Source organism: Streptomyces litchfieldiae, assembly GCF_031845365.1.
GTDB classification, from domain to species: domain Bacteria; phylum Actinomycetota; class Actinomycetes; order Streptomycetales; family Streptomycetaceae; genus Streptomyces; species Streptomyces litchfieldiae.
The window spans coordinates 86,059-102,817 of the sequence record NZ_JAVREL010000019.1 but is presented as its reverse complement, the minus strand read 5'-3'; the positions used below and the strand labels follow the sequence as shown (position 1 = coordinate 102,817).

The window sequence follows — 16,759 nt, the reverse complement described above, 5'->3', positions numbered from 1 at the left end:
CGCGACGCCGTTGTGCGGCCGCCGGGATTCGGGAGCACGCGCTGCCGCCCCCTAGGATGCATACGCAGTGCGCGAAGAAGTCCGTTCCCTTGTCCGAGTGTCCACTGCCAGACGGGTCCTGTTGCCGCTGGCGGTGGTTTTCGTCGTCCTGGCCACCGCCGGCTGGATCGCGCGGGGGGCCGAGGCCAGTCCCGACGCCTACGAGGTGGAGCTGCGGGAGTGGGACCGCGGGACCGTCGCGGGAAGACCGCTGCCGGATCCCGACGCCCCGCCCGACCGGATCTCCGGGTTCTTCGCCGGACTGACCCGGGCTCAGCGCGACCGGCTGGCCGACCGCTATCCGCTGGTCGTGGGGAATCTGGCCGGCGCGCCCGTGACGCTGCGCTACCGCGCGAACCGGCGCGCGCTCGCCGAGGCGCGGGACGCCGAGCGCCGCCGGATGACCGATCCGCGCCTCTCGCCGGCCGGCCAGCACGAGGCGGGCCGCCGCATGCACCGCTTCGAGTCGATGCTCACGCCCGGGCGGCAGTTCCTGTCGTTCGACCCGACCGGCCGGGGCCGGGCCGCGGAGGTCTTCGGGGACCTGACGACCGCCGACCGCATCTCCGTGGTGGTGCCCGGCGTGGACACCGAACTGCTCACGTTCGAACGCACCCAGCGCAAGTACACCGCGCCCTCCGGCATGGCCGAGGCCCTCTACCAGCAGGAACGCGCGGTGGCTCCCGAGGAGTCCACGGCGGTGATCGCCTGGGCCGACTACGACAGCCCGGTCGGCCTCGCGATGTCCGCCGCCACCGCCGAGCTGGCCGCGCACGGCGCCGACCGGCTCGTCGAGTCCGTCCGCGCGCTGCCCGGCGACGCGCCCGTGGCGCTGTTCTGCCACTCCTACGGCTCCGTGGTGTGCGGCGTGGCCGCCTCCGAACTGCCGCGCCGCGTCAGCGACATCGCGGTGGCGGGCAGCCCGGGCATGCGCGCCTCGGACGTGGCGGACCTGGACACCACGGCGCGGGTGTGGGCGATGCGCGCGGAGGACGACTGGATCCAGGACGTCCCGCATTTGGCGATCGGCCCGCTGGGGCACGGCACCGATCCGGCGACGCCCTCGTTCGGCGCCCGGCTGCTGAGCACGGGCGACGCCGAGGGGCACAGCGGCTACTTCGAACCGGACGCGCGAAGCCTGGAGAATCTGGCGCTGATCGGCGCCGGATCCGTTAACGACGTCACATGCGCCCCGGGCGTCGCAGGCTGCGCACCGGCCGACCCGTGCGCCCGCCGGCAGGACGCCTGAGCTGGCCGAGCTGTCAGGAACACACCCATCCGGGGGAAGCCGTTTCGTCAGCCCCGGCGCATACGATGACCCGCATGGGTGATGTGCTGGCCGGAATCCACTCCACTTGGGAGTTCGACACCGACTCCGTGCTCATCCGCTTCGAACGGGGAATACGCACACCGAAGCTCTTCCAGGTCTTGGGCGAGCGCCGGATCCCCTACGAGGCGCTGAGTACGGTCGACCTCGCCCCGGGGACGCGGAAGGGCACGGTGGTCCTGCACGCCGTGCCCCGCCCCGGGGCCGATCCGCTGCTCGACGCCGCCGCGGGGCAGTTGCGGCAGGCCGCAGACCCGTACCGCCTGGTGCTCCCGGCGGAGCGCGAGACGCTGGGCGACTACTACGCCACCGAGCTGCGCTCGGCGCTGGGCCTGGCCGCAGACCAGGAGGCCGACCAGTATCTGGTGGCGGCGCCGACCGCGCCGCTCCAGTTCAAGGCGTTCGACGGGAAGGTGTCCTTCGACGGGAAGGTGGTCTCGTTCCGCTGGTTCTGGACGGGCGCCTCGTCGGCCAAGTGGAAGGCGGGCGACCAGTCGTTCCAGGTGAGCGAGCTGGCCGAGGTGGAGTGGCGCTCCCCCGAGATCGCCGGCGGCCATCTGCGCCTGCGCCGCCGCGGCCCCGACGGCAAGCCGGAGTCCCACGACGGCCCGGCCGACCAGGACCCGGCCGCGGTGGTCTTCGGCCTCGGCTACGGCCTGGTCCACGAATCCCTCCCGCTGGCCGCCGCCGTCCTGGAGGCGGTGCGCGCCGCGGACCCCACGCCCAGCACCGCCCTGGACACCCGCCGCCGCGCGGACCCCGCCGACATCGCCAACAGGATCCGCCACCTGGGCGAACTTCACGCGTCGGGCCTGCTGACGGACGACGAGTTCTCGAAGAAGAAGTCCGAGCTGCTCGCCGAGCTGTGACCGCGCGGGCCCCGGCCCGCGGCTACTCGCGGCCGGCCGAGGTGAAGCTCATGTCCGCGTAACGGTCGCCCGTCACCCGCCCGGCGATCGTGTCCAGCTCCGCCAGCTCGGCCGCGGTCAGCGCCACGCGCGTGGCCGCGGTGTTCTCCTCGACGCGGGTGCGGCGCCGGGTGCCGGGGATCGGGATCACCGTCAGGCCCCGGGCGCTGGCCTGGGCGTGGACCCAGGCGAGCGCGATCTGGCCCGGGGTGGCGTCGTGCGCGGCGGCGATGCGGCGGATCGGCTCCAGCAGGGCGGCGTTCGCGGCGGCGTTCTCACCGGTGAAACGGGGCTGCCCGCGGCGGAAGTCGTCCGCCGTGAGGTCGGTCGCGGCGTTCGCGAACGAGCCGGTCAAAAAGCCCCGGCCCAGCGGCGAGTACGGCACGAACGCGACACCCAGCTCACCGGCGGCCGGCACGGCGGTCCGTTCCACGTCGCGCGAGAACAGCGACCACTCGGACTGGACCGCCGCGATCGGGTGCACGGCGTGCGCCGCGCGCAGCTCCGCGCCGGTGACCTCGCTCAGGCCCAACTGCCGGACCTTGCCCTCGGCGACCAGCTCCGCCATCGCGCCGACCGTGTCCTCGATCGGCACCTGTGGGTCGCGGCGGTGCATGTAGTACAGGTCGATGACGTCGACGCCCAGCCGGCGCAGGCTGCCCTCGACGCTCTCCCGGATGTAGGGGCGGTCGTTGCGGACGCCGCGCGCGGCCGGGTCGTCGGGGTCCAGCACGATGCCGAACTTGGTGGCGATGGTGATCTCGTCGCGGTGGGCCCGGACGAACGGCGAGAGGAACGTCTCGTTCTCCCCCGACCCGTACATGTCGGCGGTGTCGTAGAACGTGACGCCCAGTTCCAGCGCCCGCTCCAGCGTGGCGCGGGCCTCGTCCGCGTCGGTGGGGCCGTAGGCGAAGCTCATGCCCATGCAGCCCAGTCCCTGGATCCCGATCCGGGGTCCGGTGCTGCCCAGCGTTGCGGTGTCGATCTTCGTGGTGCTCATGCGGTTGCGTCAGCCCTTTCCGACACCAGCACGGTGTCAGCGGCGGGTTCGGTGTATTCGGTGTAGATGTCGATCTTGAAGTCCAGAACGGAGAGCGTGCTCCGCAGCTCGGCGATCCGGCGCAGCACGTCCTCCCGCGTGGCGATGAGCAGCGCGCGCCGCTCGGGGAAGGTGTGGTCGCCCTGCCGCACCAGGTCGGCGTACCGGACCATGTCCGCCACGGCCATCCCGGTCAGCCGCAGCTTGTTGACGAGGGCGAGCCAGTCCAGGTCCCGGTTGCGGTACCGGCGCTGGCCGGTGTGCGAGCGGTCGATGTGCGGCATCAGGCCGATGCGTTCGTACCAGCGGAGCGTGTGCACGCTCAGCCCGGTGTGGTCGGCCACCTCGCTGATCGTGTAGCGGTCCTGCCCGTCCGGGCGCGGATGGGGCCGCTCGACGGTCGCGCAGTGGTCGGCGCGCTCCTCCAGTTCCGGAAGCTCCTGCTGTGTCAGGGTCATACCCGCACGCTAAGGAGCTGGAGTGCACTCCAGGCAAGTGCCCCCGGCCAGGAGTCGGCGAGCCTTTCCGCCACGCTACGCTCGAACGCATGCGAAGCCTGGAGCTGATCGACAACTGGCCGGTGCCCACCGCTGCCGCCGCCGTGGTCACCGCCGACGGCCGGCGGGCCGCCCGCGGCCCCGGCGGGCAGCCGTTCGCGCTCGCCTCGGTCACCAAGCCGCTGACCGCCTATGCCGCGCTGATCGCGGTCGAGGAGGGCGCGACGGAGCTGACCGAGCCCGCCGGCCCGCCCGGCTCCACGGTGCGCCATCTTCTCGCACACGCCTCGGGCCTGGCGTTCGACGAGCACCGGGTGATGGCGCCGCCCGGCACCCGCCGACTCTATTCGAACGCGGGCTTCGAGGTGCTGGGCGACCACATCGCCAAGGCCACCGGCATGCCGTTCGCCGAGTATCTGCGGCAGGCGGTGCTGGAGCCGCTGGGCATGACGGCGACCCAGCTCCCCGGCTCCCCGGCGAAGGACGGCGTGGCCACGCTGGACGACCTCGCGCGGTTCGCCGCCGAGCTGCTGAACCCGCGGCTGCTCGCCCGCGAGACGCTGGACGAGGCCACGGCCGTGGTCTTCCCCGGGCTGAACGGCGTGCTGCCCGGCTACGGCCACCAGAAGCCGAACGACTGGGGCCTCGGCTTCTCTCTGCGCGACCACAAGTCGCCGCACTGGACGGGCGCCACGTCCTCGCCCCGGACGTTCGGCCACTTCGGCCAGTCCGGCACGTTCCTGTGGGTCGACCCGGACGCGGCGGCGGCGTGTGTGGCGCTGACGGACCGGGCGTTCGGCAACTGGGCGGTGGAGGCGTGGCCGCCGTTCACCGACGCGGTGCTGGCCGAGCTGCGGGGCTGACCGGACGGCACCGCCGGGCCCTAGTCCCGGATACTCGCTATTCCCGGATGATGGCCAGGAGTTGGAGCGCGGCGGTGGTCAGCGCCGTGTCCCCGCACAGCGTGGCGCGGCGCCCTGGCCGCGGAATTCACGAGGGGGCCCAGACCGGCAGTCCGAGGTCTTCGGCGGCCTGCGTCAGCTCCCGGTCGTAGGTGACGAACTGAGTCAGCTCCACCCGGAACGGGTCGGCGGTCGCGAGGTGGATGGAATCCAGCGAGCCGAGCCTGCGGGTCTGATAGGCCATGGCGCGCGCCAGCACGGTGCTGGTGAGGTCGATGAGGTAGACCCCCCGCACGGCCTGTCCAACGTGGTACGGCACTCGCTGCGGGTCGACCCCCGCGCGGTGGAGGGTGCGGGTGATCTCCAGACGGGACAGGTCACTGGTGAGGAGTTCGGCGCCGTCCGGCAATCCGGCCCGCCAGGAACGCAGGCTTTCGGACTCCTTCTCCGGCTTGATGAACTTGAGCAGGGCGCAGGCGTCCAGGTAGATCAACGGCGCCGCTCCCGCTCGCGTTCTCCCAGCAGCAGGTCGGAGAGGCTCTCCACATCGGGAGCCAGCTCGGGCTGGAGGTCCGGCATGCCCCGTTCGGCCGGGGGGGTCGCGTCCCCGGATTCGAGCATGCGCCGCAACGGGTCGGGGGTCTGCGTCTCCGGCACCATGCGCAGCACCGGGACTCCTCTGTCCGTGACGAGTATCGGCACGCCGGACCGGACCCGGGCTACCGCCTTGGAAGGGTTCTGGTTCAGTTCGCGCAGGCCGATGGTCTCCATTCGGCAAATGTAACTACATGAGGTAGGTACCGCAAGGCCGGCCTCCCGCCGAACGGCCGCCACGGAGATTGCGGCTACCGTGTCGCTGGTGGAACGCGCCGCACCGACCGTTGTCGTCAACGGACTTCCCGGCTCGGGCAAGTCGACGCTCGCCCGGGACCTAGCCGCCGAGCTGGGGCTGCCGCTGTTCTCCAAGGACGCCGTGAAGGAGACGCTGGCCGACGCCCTGGCCACGGCCCGGCCGCCCGGTCTCTCGCCCCTCGAGTGGAGCCGCGCGCTGGGCGCCGCCGCCGCCGAGGCGCTGTGGACGCTGCTCGGGGACGCCCGCGGGCGGGCCGTGCTGGAGAGCCCGTGGCTGGCCCATCTGCGGCCGGTGGCGGCCGCCGGGCTGGCGCGGGCGGGCGTGCCCGCGGAGCAGGTGGTCGAGGTGTGGTGCGCGGTGCCGCCCGCGCTGGCCCGGGCCCGGTTCGCCGAGCGGGCCGGCGGCCGGCACGCCGTGCACGTCGCCGGCAGCGGCTCGGCGGACGAGGAGTGGCGCTTCTGGGAGCGGAACGCCCGGCCGCTGGCGTTCGGAACGGTGCACCGCGTGGACACCACCCGTCCGGTGGACGTGCCCGAGCTGGCTCGGCTGATCGCCGACGGCGGCACCCGGCCGGTGTGACGAGGCACACACAACCTCCGGGCGCTCCGGCGTGGTCACCAGCGCGTGCCACACATCTCACCCGATCTCACGGTCGTCGTCCCGGCGTTCAACGAGGAGCACAGGCTGCGCCGCACGCTGGACGCGATCTGCCGTTATCTGCGCGCCTCCCCTGGCCGGCACGGCGCGTGGGAGCTGATCGTCGCCGACGACGGCTCGACCGACGCGACCGCCGCGCTGGTGCGCGAGGCGGCGGCCACCGAGCCGCGCATAAGGCTGCTCGGCGGCGCGGGCACGCCCGCAGCGCCGCTCACCGGCAACCACGGCAAGGGCCACGCCGTGCGGCTGGGCGTGCTGGCCTCGCGCGGCCGGCGGGTCCTGGTCACCGACGCCGACCTGGCCACGCCCATCGAGGAACTGGCCGCGCTGCACGACCACTTGGACGCCGGTTTCGCCGCGGCGATCGGCTCGCGTGCCCACCCCGGGGCCCGGATCGAGGTGCGCCAGCACGCGGTGCGGGAGTGGCTGGGGCAGGCGGGCAACCGGCTGATCCGCGCGGTCGCGGTGCCCGGGGTGCGGGACACCCAGTGCGGCTTCAAGCTGTTCGACGGCGACCGGGCGCGGGCGGCGTTCGCGCGCTCCCGCCTGGACGGCTGGGGCATCGACGTCGAGATCCTGCGGATGTTCCGGCGCGCCGGGTGGCCGGTCGCCGAGGTGCCGGTGCGCTGGTCGCACCGCGCGGGCTCCAAGGTGACGGCGCTGGGCTACGCGCGGACGCTGGGCGAGCTGGCCCGGCTGGTGGCGCGCCCGGCCGACGTGCTGGTGGTGACGGCGTACGCGCTGCTGTCGCTGCTGCTGTTCCACGGCCTGTGGGCGGACCCGGCCGGGCGCCATCTGGTGGACGGCGGCTTCGACCAGCCGCAGTGGGAGTGGTTCTTCGCGGTCACCGCCCGGAACGTCCTGGAGTGGGACGACCCCTTGTTCACCACGCTCCAGAACACCCCGCTGGGCGTGAACCTGATGGCGAACACGGCCATGTTCGGGCTGTCCGTGCCGCTCACGCCCGTCACCGCGCTGCTGGGCCCGGCCGTCACCTGGGCGCTGGTGCTCACCGGCGGCCTGACCGCCACCGCCGCCGCCTGGTACTGGCTGCTGGTGCGGAACGTGACCCCGCACCGGCCGGCCGCCGCGCTCGGGGCGGCCCTGTGCGCGTTCGCGCCGCCGATGATCTCGCACGCGAACGCGCACCCCAACTTCGTGGTGCTGTTCATGCTGCCGCTGATCGTGGACCGGCTGCTGCGGCTGTGCCGCGGCGGCGGCACGCGCGACGGCGTGCTGCTGGGCCTGTTCGTCGCCTATCAGGTGTTCCTGGGCGAGGAGGCGCTGCTGCTGGGCGCCGTCGGAATGCTGCTGTTCGCGGCCGGTCACGCGGCGGCCCGGCCCGCCCGGGCCCAGGCGGCGCTGCGCCCGCTGGGCCGGGGGCTGGCGGTGGGCGCGCTGGTGGCGCTGGCGCTGCTCGCCTACCCGCTGGCCCATCAGTTCTTCGGCGAGCAGAGCTACACCGCCATTCACCACGGCTCCACGGGCAATCCGCCGCGGGCGCTGGTGGAGTTCGCCGGCCGGTCGCTGGCCGGGGACGCGGCCACCGCCGACGCGCTCGCGCTCAACCGCACCGAGCAGAACGCCTTCTTCGGCTGGCCGCTGCTGTGCCTGGCCGCCGTCGTCACCGGGTGGCTGTGGCGGGACGCGCTGGCCCGGGCGCTGGCCTGGACGGCGCTGGCCGCCATCGTGCTGTCCCTGGGCCGGTCGGTGCCGCTGCCCGGCACGGACGCCGAACTGCCCGGTCCCTGGCTACTGCTGGACCGGCTGCCGCTCTTCGAGTCCGTCATCGAGTCGCGGGTGGCGATGGTGGCCGTGCCCGCCCTCGGCGTCCTGCTGGCCCTCGCCTGCGCCCGGCTCGCCGCCGGCCGGGACCGCGCCCTGGCGGTGGCGGGCTGGGCCGCGGTGGCCGCCGCCCTGGTGCCCATCGCGCCCACCCCGCTGGCCACCGCGGAACGGCCCGAGGTGCCGGCGTTCGTCGCGGACGGCACCTGGCGGTCGTATGTGCCGGAGGGCCGGAGCCTCGTGCCCGTGCCGCTGCCCGCGCCGGACAACGCCTGGCCGCTGCACTGGCAGACCACGGCCGACCTCGAATTCCCGCTGCCCGGCGGCTACTTCATGGGCCCCTACGGACCCGACCGGCGGGGCATCTACGGACCGGTGCCGCGCCGCACCAGCGCCCTGCTGCGCGAGGTGGCCGCCACCGGCGAGATCCCCGCGATCGGACCGGCCGAACGGGCTGCCGCCGCCGAGGACCTGACCTACTGGCGCGCCGGGGCGGTTATCCTCACGCCGCAACCCGCCGCCGCCGAACTGCGTGTCACCCTGCGCCGGCTCCTTCAGCGGCGCGAGGAGTGGATCGGGGGCGTATGGGTGTGGGTCTGGGAGGCGGGCGCGAAGACATGACGGGATCCCCGGCGGCGGAGGAGGCGGCGTACACGGCGTACGTCTCCGCGCGGCTGCCCGCGCTGCGCCGCATGGCGCATCTGCTGTGCCGGGACCCGCACCGCGCCGACGACATCGTGCAGGCGACGCTGACCAAGCTGTATGTGCACTGGCGCCGGGCGCGCGCCGCGGACGACCTCGACCGTTATGTGCACACCATGCTCGTCCGGGCGTTCCTCAACGAGCGGCGGCTGGGCTGGGCACGGGTGCGGCTGTCGGGCGCGCCGCAGGAGACGCCGGGCCTGCCGCCCGCGGCCGGCGGGCCGGACATCGAGACGCGGGCGCTGGTGCACACGGCGCTGTCGCGCGTGCCGCCCCGGCAGCGGGCGGTGCTGGTGCTGCGCTTCCTGTGCGATCTGCCGGTGGCCGAAGTGGCGCGCGTCCTGGGCTGTTCGGAGGGGAACGTGAAGAGCCAGTCGGCGCGCGGCCTGGCCCGGCTGCGGGTGCTGCTGGGCGCCTCGGCGCCCGCGTCGCTCGGCGCGGAACTGTCCCTCGGGAAGGAGCGGCCGTGACACGGGACGACGACGTGGCCCGGGAGGCGGCCCGGCTGCTGTTCCCGCTGCGCGACGCGGGGCCGGGCGGCCCGGGCGTCGATGTGGCGCGCGCCGTGCGGGAGGGGCGCAGGCGGCGGCGGGTGCGCCGGGCGGCGGCGCCCGTGGTGGCGGCGCTGGTCGTGGCGCTGGTGACCGCCGCGCTGGCCCTGCTCGCCGGGCTTGTGCCGGGCGGCACCGAGACTCCGCCGGCCGACGACCGGAGCCGGGTGACGCCGACGGACCCGCCGGTGCCGACCGGCCCCGCCGAACCGTCCTGGACGGACGGGGGATCCCTCACCCGCTCCCCCGGCGCCTCGGCCGACGAGGGATCGCCCAGCAGCTTCTCGGGCTCGCCGGCAGACGACGCCTTCTCGGGCTCGCCGACGGACGACGGCACCGCCACCGACAACGGCTTCTCCAATGCCCCCACCGGCCGCGCCACGCCGACCGGCTGACCCCGGGTCCCCGCCGCCTGTCGAAGCGGCGCGTTCGACACCGTTCCAGGGGCACTTTCCGGCCACCCGCCGCCCAAGCGCTTCCCCGTGCCCCCGCTCGCCTCCACGATGGCGGCGAACAGCCCGGACGGGGCCCGAGTGAAGAGGAGAGACGCATGAGACGGACCGTGAGAGCCGCCGTGCTGACCGGCGCGATCTCGCTGCTGGCGGCGTCCGGCGCGGTGCTGGCGACCCCGGCGGCGGCCGACCCCGCCGACTGCGTGACCGGCTCCGACAACGACACCTACCAGGCGTACGCCGAATGCCCGGCCGGCGCGGGCGACTTCGAGTTCCGCGTGGTGGCGGACGGCGCCGGCATCTCCGGCTTCCACACCGTCTACGGTCCCTGGGTGCGGGCCTCGGCCGACACCGCGGTGCGCTCCGAGGTCGTCTGCCAGTACGCGCCCAAGTGCGAGGTCATCTCCGCGTCGATCGAGTTCCGCTAACGGCGGTTCCGGCGCCCTCGTTATCCTGGCCGGATGCGAACTCCCCGGCGCGCGGCGCGAATGGCCGTGCTCGATCCCGACGGCTCGGTCTTCCTCTTCCGCTACGACAACGAAGAGGTCGGCGTCCACTGGGCCATGCCCGGCGGCGGCCTGGATCCCGGGGAGACGCCCCGCGAGGGCGCCCGGCGCGAGCTGCGCGAGGAGACCGGCTGGAGCGATCTGGAGCCCGGGCCGCTGCTGTGCACCTGGGAGCACGACTACACCAGGTCGGGCATACCGGTGCGCCAGCACGAGCACATCTATCTGGCCCACGGGCCGCGCCGCGAGCCGGCCGGCGATCTGACCGCGGCGCACACCGAGGACGGCATCCTGCGCTGGCGCTGGTGGACCCCGGCCGAGCTGGCGGCGGCCGACGAGGCGCTGTGGCCGCCGCAGTTGGCCGCCGTGCTCGCGGGCGCGGCCCGGACGCCCGTCATCCCGGTCGATCTGGGTTTCGTGCCGAACGAGCCGCGCCGTCCGGGGACTTCACCAGTTCGGCCGTGAACGGGTGCCGGGGCACCGTGAGTACGTCCCGCGCGGCACCCCGTTCCACGATCCGGCCGCCGTCCAGCACGATGGCCCGGTCGGCATGGGCCGCCGCCGCCAGGTCGTGGGTGACGAACACCACGGCGGGGACGTCCCGTTCGCCGGGCGGGGCGGTGAGCAGGCCGAGCACGGCCGCCCGGGTGCCCGCGTCCAGCCCCGAGGTGATCTCGTCGCAGACGAGCACGCGGGGCCGCGCCAGCAGCGCGCGGGCCAGGGCGGCGCGCTGAAGCTCGCCGCCGGAGAGCTTCCCCGGCCGGCGGCCGGCGACCTCCTCGGACAGCCCGGTGCGGGCGAGCGCCGCCCGCGCCTCCTCCAGCGCGGCGGCCGGGCGCAGTCCGCGCAGCCGCACCGCGGTGCGCGCCACTTGGCCGGCCACCGGGCGATGTTCGTCGAACGCGGCCGACGCGTCCTGGAACACGTACTGCACGGCGGCCAGTTGGGACCGGGACCGGTCACGGAGGCTGCGCGGCAGGGCCGTTCCGTCGAGCAGCACCTCCCCGGAGTGGTGCCGGTGCAGCCCGGCCAGGCAGCGGGCCAGCGTGGTCTTCCCGCTGCCGGACCGGCCCAGCACCGCCAGGAACTCCCCGTCCGCCAGCGTCAGTTCGGCGTCGCGCAGCACGATGTGGCGGCCGTGCCGGGCGGTCAGCGCGGTAACCCGCAGCAGCGGGCGCGCGGCCGGCGGCCGGCGGGGCGGCGGCTCATGGCGAGCGGCCGGTGTCCGCGCCGCCGGGCCGGACGCCACGACGCGGCCCGCGCGCAGCTCGACGACCTCGTCGGCGAGCGCGTTCACCACGTCGGCGTCGTGGCTGAGCAGCAGCACCGCGATGCCCCGGCGGGCGACGGCCGCCAGTTCGCCCACCACCCGCCGTTTGGTCAGGGCATCCTGGCCGGTCGTCGGCTCGTCCGCGATCACCACCCGGGCGCCGAGCAGCAACGCCTGGGCGAGCACCAGCCGTTGCTGCTGGCCGCCCGAGAGCTGGTGCGGGAAGCGCCGCAACAGCTCGGGCCCCTCAGGGAGTTGGGCGGCCTCCAGAGCGGCGGCGACGCGTTCGGCGGCGGCCCGGGCGCGCTCCCCGCGGGGCAGCTCGCGCACGTGGGCGCGGGCGATGTCGAAGAGCAACGCGCCGCAGCGCCGGACGGGGTTGAGCACGGCGGCGGGATGCTGCGGCACATAGCCCACCAGCCCCTCGGGGGCGCGGACGGTGCCCGTCACCTCGGCCCCGGCCGGGTACTCGCCCAGCAGCGCCAGGCCGGTGGTCGTCTTGCCGCTGCCGGAGGCGCCGACCAGGGCGGTGACGCGGCCGGCCGTCAGCCGCAGGCTCACCCCGTCGACGATCGCCCGGCCGCCCACCACGACGCGCAGCCCGGACAGTTCGGCCACCGCGGCGCCGGTCGCGTTCATCGTTCTCCTCCTCGCGCGGCCCGCCGCCGCCCCAGCGCGGCGTCGGAGATCAGGTTGGTGCCCATCGACAGGGCGACGATGAGCAGCGCGGGCACCACGACGGCCCACGGCTGGAGGAAGAGCCCGGTGCGGTTGCGGTCGACCATGACGGCCCAGTCGGCGGCGTCCGGTGCGACGCCCACGCCGAGGAACGCGGCGGTGGCGACCAGGTACAGCGTGCCGGTCAGCCGGATCCCGGCGTCGGCGGCCAGCGTGCGCAGCACCGAACGGCCCAGGTAGCCGAGGGCGATCCGGGACCGGCTCTCCCCCTGCATACGCAGCGCCTCCACGGCCGGGCGGGCGGCGGCGGACGCGGCGGCGGCCCGCGTGATGCGGGCGGCGTCGGGCACGTTGACGACCGCGACGAGCACCGCGAGCCCGGCCGGTCCGGGCGAGTGGACCGCGGCGACGAGCAGCACGAACAGCAGCGTGGGCACGCCGAGCAGCACGTCCAGCGGGCGCATCAGCACCTCCTCCAGCCAGCCGCGCGCGGTGAGCGCGGCGGCGAAGCCGACCGGCAGCGCCACGGCGTAGGCGAGCAGGGTCGCGGCCAGCGCGATGAGCACCACGGAACGGCCGCCGAGCAGCACCTGCTGCCACACGTCGCGGCCCACGAAGTCGGTGCCCAGCCAGTGGCCGTCGCCGGGCGCGGCGAACGACTGGGCACGGTCCCCGGGTTCGCCGGCGAACAGCGGCCCGAGCAGGGCGACCAGCAACGGTGGCGCGGCCAGCAGCAGGCCGGGCAGGAAGCGTTTCACGCGGCGGCTCCGGCACGCGGGGCGAGGCGGTGGGTCACCAGGTCGGCGCCCAGGTTGAGCAGCACGGTGGTGGCGCCGAAGACGATGGCCAGGCCCTGCATCACCGGCACATCGCGGGCGGCCACCGCGTCCAGCAGGACGGTGCCCAGCCCGGGTATCACGAACAACGCCTCGACCACGATCACGCCGCTCAGCAACCAGTCGACAGTGCGGGCCAGTTGCTGGGCGGCGGGGGCGAGCGCGTTGGGCAGCGCGTGGGCATAACGGACCCGGGCCGGGCGGATCCCGTACCGGCGGGCCTGCGCGGTGTAGGGCGCGGCCAGCGCCTCGGTCATCCCCGCGCGGATCAGCCGGCTGATCGAGCAGATGGGGCGGGCGGCGAGCACCAGGACCGGCAGCACGAGCGCGGCCGGGTGGGCGAGCAGGTCGGTGCCGTAGCCGACGGCGGTCGGCGGCAGCCAGTCCAGCCGCAGCGCGAACACGACGACGAGCAGCACCCCGAGCGCGAACTCGGGCACCGCGTACACGCCCATGGTGACGGCGCTGACGGCCCGGTCCACGACGCCGCCCTCGTGCCGGGCGGCCAGCACGCCCAGGGCCACCGACACCGGCACCAGCAGCACCAGGGTCAGCGCGGCGAGCAGCAGGGTGGGGCCGAAGGCGTCGGCGAGGTAGGCGGTCACCGGCCGGCCGGACACCAGGGAGGTGCCGAGGTCGCCGCGCGGCAGGCCGGTGACCCAGTCGGCGAACCGCTCCACCGCGGGCCGGTCCAGGTCCATCGCCTCGCGGATCGCGGCGATCCGTGCCGGGTCGGGCTGGTCACCGGCGAGCGCGACGGCGGCGTCGCCGGGCAGCGCCTCGGTGAGCAGGAAGATCAGCGCGGCGACGGCGGCGATCTGCGCGGCGCCAAGCAGCAACCGCCGTGCCAGGAAGGCACTCACGCGAGCCAGACCTTGTCGAACCGGGCCCAGTTCAGGGAGTTGGCGGGGGCGGTCTCGGAGACGCCGCGCACGTGGTTCGCCACGCCCAGGATCCAGTCGGCGAACCCCCAGATCAGAAAGCCGCCCTCGGCGTGCAGGCGGCGCTGCATCCGAGCGTAGACGGCGGTGCGTTCGGCCTCGTCGGCCGTCGCCTGGGCCTGCCGGTGCAGCTCGTCGAAGTCGGCGTGCCGCCACTGCGTGGCGTTGGTGGGCGAGTCGCTGAGCAGGCGCTGCGCGATGTGGGTGCCGATGGGCATGGCGCCCGAGCGGTAGGAGGCGAGGGTGCCGGAGTCGAGGATGTCGCTCCAGTAGCTGTCCTTGCTGCCGGTGCGCACCTGGATGGTGACGCCGGCCTCGGCGGCCTGGTCGCGGAAGATGCCGGCGGCCTCGACGAAGCCGACGGCGACGTCCGAGGTGTCGAGGGTGACCTCCAGGTTCTCGGCGCCGGCCTCGCGCAGCAGTTGCCGGGCGCGCTCCACGTTCCGTGTCCGCTGCGGCAGTTCGGCGGCGTAGTACTGGTAGCCCTTGCCGAACAGGTCGTTGCCGATCTCCCCGGCGCCGGACAGCGCGCCGTCGATCAGCTCCTCGCGGTCGGCGATGAGGAAGAACGCCTCGCGGACGCGCGGGTCGTCGAACGGCGGCCGGTCGGTCTTCATCACGAACGCCTGCATCGCGCTGTTGGCCAGCCGCACGACGCGGATGCCGCCGCCGTTCTCGTGGGCGCGGGCGGTGGCCGGATTCAGCTCGTGGGCGTACTCGATCTGGCCGCCGAGCAGCGCGTTGACGCGAGCGGACTCCTCGTTGGCGACGGTGAGTTCGATCTCGTCGACGTGGGGCGCGCCGTCCCAGTGGTCATCGAAGCGCTCGAAGACGGCGGAGCGGCCGGGGGTGAAGGACCGGAAGCGGAACGGGCCCGAGCCGACCGGGTTGTCGAAGCTGTCCGTGTCGGCCGGGACGATGTACGCGCCGAACGCGGCGAGCACGGCGGGGAAGTCGGCGGTGGGCCGCTTCAGCCGGAACTCAACGGTGCGCTCGCCGGTGGCGCGGCTGGCGGTCAGGTCGATGGGCTCCAGGTCGGCCCGGGCGCGGAAGGTCTCGTCCGGGTCGGCGATGCGGCGGTAGCTGTGGAGGACGTCCTCCGCGGTGACCGGGCGGCCGTCGTGGAACACCGCCTCGCGCAGGGTGATCGTCCAGCGGTCCAGTCCGGCGGCCGGCTCCCAGCTCTCGGCCAGCCGGGGCTCGGCGGACATGTCGTCGCCGTAGTCGGCCAGTTTGTCGAATATCGCCTTGGCGCGGGCGGCGTCCACGAAGAGGTTGGCCCGGTGCGGGTCGAGCGTCTCGCCGGCGCCGCCGCCCGCGAAGGCGGCGCGCAGCCGGCCGCCCCGGCGCGGCTCGCCGTCGTCGCCGCCGCCGTCCGAGCCGGAGCCGCAGGCGGCCAGCGGGCCCAGCGCGGCGGCGCCCGCGGCGGCGAGGACGCTGCGGCGGCGCGGTGAACGGGTCGGGAACTGGGGTGCGTTGGGCATGCGGGGACGTCCTTCGGTGCGGTGGTGCGGGTCGGGGAGCGGGGGTGCGGGTGGGGAAGGGGGCGGTCGGGGTGGTCAGGTGCGCCGGCCCGCCGCCGGGGGCGGGCCGGCCACCGGCTCCGGCGCGGGGGGCCCGCCCGGCGCGGGGAGCCGGCCCGAGCGGTGCAGCCGCAGCACGGCCGCGGCGCAGGCCAGGCCCAGCGCGGTGGCACACAGCCAGGGCAGCCGGTCGCCGGTGTCCAGGGCCCAGCCGAGCCCGGCGTTGCCCGCGGCGGCGATCAGGCCGCAGATGCCGTAGTGGACGCCGAAGCGGGTGCCGGTCAGCCCGCCGCCGAAGGCCGGCACCAGCTCCATCACCAGCGGCTGCGCGGCCATCACGCCGAGTTGGAGCAGCAGGGCGGCGGCCAGCACCGGCGGCAGGCCGGGCGCCAGCGGGAGCAGGAACGCCACGCCCATCAGGGCCAGCCCGGCGGCGATCCACGGCCCGCGGGCGCCGCGCCGCGCGATCGCCCGGGTGAGCGGGATCTGCAGGGCGAGGCCGGCCACGGTGCCGGTGAGGAACACCGCGCCGACCGCGATCTCCCGGCCGGTGGCGGCGCGGGCCGCCTCCGGCAGCAGCAGGTAGACCTGGCTCTCCAGCGTGAACATCCCCGAAGTGGCCAGCGAGAACGCGAGGAAACGGCGGTCGCGCAGCACCTCGCGCCAGTCGCCGAGCAGGCCGCGCGTGGCCGGCGGCACCGGCCGGTCGGGCAGGACCAGCGCCTGGGCGACGGTCAGCACGGCGAAGATCCCGGCGGCGACGAGCGCGCAGGCGGTGAACCCGACCAGCAGCAGGGCGCTGCCCAGCAGCGGGCCGAGCAGGGTGCCGGCCGTGGCGAAGACGTTGAACAGCGCGAACGCCTCGGCCTTGCGGTCACCCGCCTCCTGCGCGAGATAGGCGCGCACGGCCGGGTTGAACAGCGCGCCGGCCAGGCCGCTGAGCACCGAGGCGGCCAGCAGCACGGGCAGCCCGTCGCCGAGCGCGAACAGGCCGAAGCCCAGGGTGCGCAGCGCGCAGCCGGCGATGATGACGCGGCGCGGGCCGAGCCGGTCGGCGGCCGAGCCGCCAAGGAGGAACAGGCCCTGCTGGCTGAGGTTCCGGGCACCGAGCACGATGCCGACGACCGCCGCGGACATCCCCAGCCCCTCGCCCAACTGCCAGGCGAGATAGGGGATCAGCAGGTAGAAGCCGGTGTTGACGCCGAGCTGGTTGACCAGCAGCAGCCGGATCGGGTACGGGAACGAGGAGGTGGCTGTTGTGCGCACGCGGCGAAACGCTATCGACAGTCATTT

The 16,759-nt window shown here is 74.8% G+C and carries 18 protein-coding genes; 9 read left to right on the top strand and 9 right to left on the bottom strand.

The window, feature by feature from the left end; genetic code table 11:
* Positions 1-97 precede the first annotated feature (97 nt).
* Positions 98-1,288 carry an alpha/beta hydrolase gene (locus RM590_RS27390; RefSeq protein WP_311707402.1) on the top strand — a complete coding sequence of 397 codons (1,191 nt, stop codon included), beginning with the start codon at positions 98-100 and terminating at the stop codon, positions 1,286-1,288.
* A gap of 74 nt (positions 1,289-1,362) precedes the next feature.
* On the top strand, positions 1,363-2,235 hold the full coding sequence (locus RM590_RS27385; protein WP_311707401.1) for a DUF4429 domain-containing protein: 873 nt from the start codon (positions 1,363-1,365) through the stop codon (positions 2,233-2,235).
* 22 nt (positions 2,236-2,257) lie between these two features.
* On the opposite strand, the gene RM590_RS27380 is transcribed toward RM590_RS27385, so the two are convergent.
* Positions 2,258-3,274, bottom strand: a complete 1,017-nt coding sequence (locus RM590_RS27380; RefSeq protein WP_311707400.1) for an aldo/keto reductase — start codon at positions 3,272-3,274, stop codon at positions 2,258-2,260.
* A complete protein-coding gene (locus RM590_RS27375; RefSeq protein WP_311707399.1) occupies positions 3,271-3,771 on the bottom strand; it encodes a MerR family transcriptional regulator in 501 nt (166 codons plus the stop codon). The genes RM590_RS27380 and RM590_RS27375 overlap by 4 nt, the downstream gene beginning before the upstream one ends.
* Before the next feature lie 89 nt (positions 3,772-3,860).
* Here RM590_RS27375 and RM590_RS27370 point away from each other — a divergent pair, with 89 nt between their 5' ends.
* A complete protein-coding gene (locus tag RM590_RS27370; RefSeq protein ID WP_311707398.1) occupies positions 3,861-4,673 on the top strand; it encodes a serine hydrolase domain-containing protein in 813 nt (270 codons plus the stop codon).
* Between the two features lie 127 nt (positions 4,674-4,800).
* On the opposite strand, the gene RM590_RS27365 is transcribed toward RM590_RS27370, so the two are convergent.
* Entirely contained in the window at positions 4,801-5,205 is a 405-nt protein-coding gene (locus tag RM590_RS27365) for a type II toxin-antitoxin system VapC family toxin (RefSeq protein WP_311707397.1), read from the bottom strand.
* Entirely contained in the window at positions 5,202-5,483 is a 282-nt protein-coding gene (locus RM590_RS27360; protein ID WP_311707396.1) for a type II toxin-antitoxin system Phd/YefM family antitoxin, read from the bottom strand. Before RM590_RS27360 ends, RM590_RS27365 begins: the two co-directional genes overlap by 4 nt.
* Positions 5,484-5,571: 88 nt before the next feature.
* Here RM590_RS27360 and RM590_RS27355 point away from each other — a divergent pair, with 88 nt between their 5' ends.
* From RM590_RS27355 to RM590_RS27330, 6 genes are all read left to right on the top strand, one after another.
* On the top strand, positions 5,572-6,144 hold the full coding sequence (locus tag RM590_RS27355; RefSeq protein ID WP_311707395.1) for an AAA family ATPase: 573 nt from the start codon (positions 5,572-5,574) through the stop codon (positions 6,142-6,144).
* Positions 6,145-6,198: 54 nt separating this feature from the next.
* Positions 6,199-8,628, top strand: coding sequence for a glycosyltransferase family 2 protein (locus RM590_RS27350; protein ID WP_311707449.1), 2,430 nt, complete (start codon positions 6,199-6,201; stop codon positions 8,626-8,628).
* On the top strand, positions 8,625-9,179 hold the full coding sequence (locus tag RM590_RS27345; RefSeq protein WP_311707394.1) for a SigE family RNA polymerase sigma factor: 555 nt from the start codon (positions 8,625-8,627) through the stop codon (positions 9,177-9,179). Before RM590_RS27350 ends, RM590_RS27345 begins: the two co-directional genes overlap by 4 nt.
* Entirely contained in the window at positions 9,176-9,655 is a 480-nt protein-coding gene (locus tag RM590_RS27340; RefSeq protein WP_311707393.1) for a hypothetical protein, read from the top strand. Before RM590_RS27345 ends, RM590_RS27340 begins: the two co-directional genes overlap by 4 nt.
* 155 nt (positions 9,656-9,810) lie before the next feature.
* Positions 9,811-10,140 (top strand): hypothetical protein, encoded by a 330-nt coding sequence (locus tag RM590_RS27335; protein ID WP_311707392.1) that lies wholly within the window; start codon positions 9,811-9,813, stop codon positions 10,138-10,140.
* Between the two features lie 33 nt (positions 10,141-10,173).
* Positions 10,174-10,683 carry an NUDIX hydrolase gene (locus tag RM590_RS27330; RefSeq protein ID WP_311707391.1) on the top strand — a complete coding sequence of 170 codons (510 nt, stop codon included), beginning with the start codon at positions 10,174-10,176 and terminating at the stop codon, positions 10,681-10,683.
* Here RM590_RS27330 and RM590_RS27325 read toward each other — a convergent pair.
* The 5 genes from RM590_RS27325 to RM590_RS27305 form a co-directional block, all read right to left on the bottom strand.
* Positions 10,613-12,127 (bottom strand): ABC transporter ATP-binding protein, encoded by a 1,515-nt coding sequence (locus tag RM590_RS27325; protein ID WP_311707390.1) that lies wholly within the window; start codon positions 12,125-12,127, stop codon positions 10,613-10,615. The genes RM590_RS27330 and RM590_RS27325 overlap by 71 nt on opposite strands.
* A complete protein-coding gene (locus RM590_RS27320) occupies positions 12,124-12,924 on the bottom strand; it encodes an ABC transporter permease (protein WP_311707389.1) in 801 nt (266 codons plus the stop codon). The genes RM590_RS27325 and RM590_RS27320 overlap by 4 nt, the downstream gene beginning before the upstream one ends.
* The gene (locus RM590_RS27315; protein WP_394813983.1) at positions 12,921-13,865 is read right to left on the bottom strand and encodes an ABC transporter permease; all 945 of its coding nucleotides are present in this window, start codon (positions 13,863-13,865) and stop codon (positions 12,921-12,923) included. The genes RM590_RS27320 and RM590_RS27315 overlap by 4 nt, the downstream gene beginning before the upstream one ends.
* The gene (locus RM590_RS27310) at positions 13,862-15,427 is read right to left on the bottom strand and encodes an ABC transporter substrate-binding protein (protein ID WP_311707388.1); all 1,566 of its coding nucleotides are present in this window, start codon (positions 15,425-15,427) and stop codon (positions 13,862-13,864) included. Before RM590_RS27310 ends, RM590_RS27315 begins: the two co-directional genes overlap by 4 nt.
* Before the next feature lie 75 nt (positions 15,428-15,502).
* Positions 15,503-16,732: an MFS transporter gene (locus tag RM590_RS27305; protein ID WP_311707387.1), complete on the bottom strand. Its 1,230-nt coding sequence runs from the start codon at positions 16,730-16,732 to the stop codon at positions 15,503-15,505.
* Between the last annotated feature and the right edge of the window lie 27 nt (positions 16,733-16,759).

Excerpts from the sequence above, each read along its gene's own strand:
- RM590_RS27345 (WP_311707394.1), top strand. The coding sequence starts at position 8,625 with ATGACGGGATCCCCGGCGGCGGAGGAGGCGGCGTACACGGCGTACGTC.
- RM590_RS27335 (WP_311707392.1), top strand. The coding sequence starts at position 9,811 with ATGAGACGGACCGTGAGAGCCGCCGTGCTGACCGGCGCGATCTCGCTG.
- RM590_RS27375 (WP_311707399.1), bottom strand. The coding sequence starts at position 3,771 with ATGACCCTGACACAGCAGGAGCTTCCGGAACTGGAGGAGCGCGCCGAC.
- RM590_RS27330 (WP_311707391.1), top strand. The coding sequence starts at position 10,174 with ATGCGAACTCCCCGGCGCGCGGCGCGAATGGCCGTGCTCGATCCCGAC.
- RM590_RS27370 (WP_311707398.1), top strand. The coding sequence starts at position 3,861 with ATGCGAAGCCTGGAGCTGATCGACAACTGGCCGGTGCCCACCGCTGCC.
- RM590_RS27325 (WP_311707390.1), bottom strand. The coding sequence starts at position 12,127 with ATGAACGCGACCGGCGCCGCGGTGGCCGAACTGTCCGGGCTGCGCGTC.
- RM590_RS27380 (WP_311707400.1), bottom strand. The coding sequence starts at position 3,274 with ATGAGCACCACGAAGATCGACACCGCAACGCTGGGCAGCACCGGACCC.
- RM590_RS27360 (WP_311707396.1), bottom strand. The coding sequence starts at position 5,483 with ATGGAGACCATCGGCCTGCGCGAACTGAACCAGAACCCTTCCAAGGCG.
- RM590_RS27385 (WP_311707401.1), top strand. The coding sequence starts at position 1,363 with ATGGGTGATGTGCTGGCCGGAATCCACTCCACTTGGGAGTTCGACACC.
- RM590_RS27310 (WP_311707388.1), bottom strand. The coding sequence starts at position 15,427 with ATGCCCAACGCACCCCAGTTCCCGACCCGTTCACCGCGCCGCCGCAGC.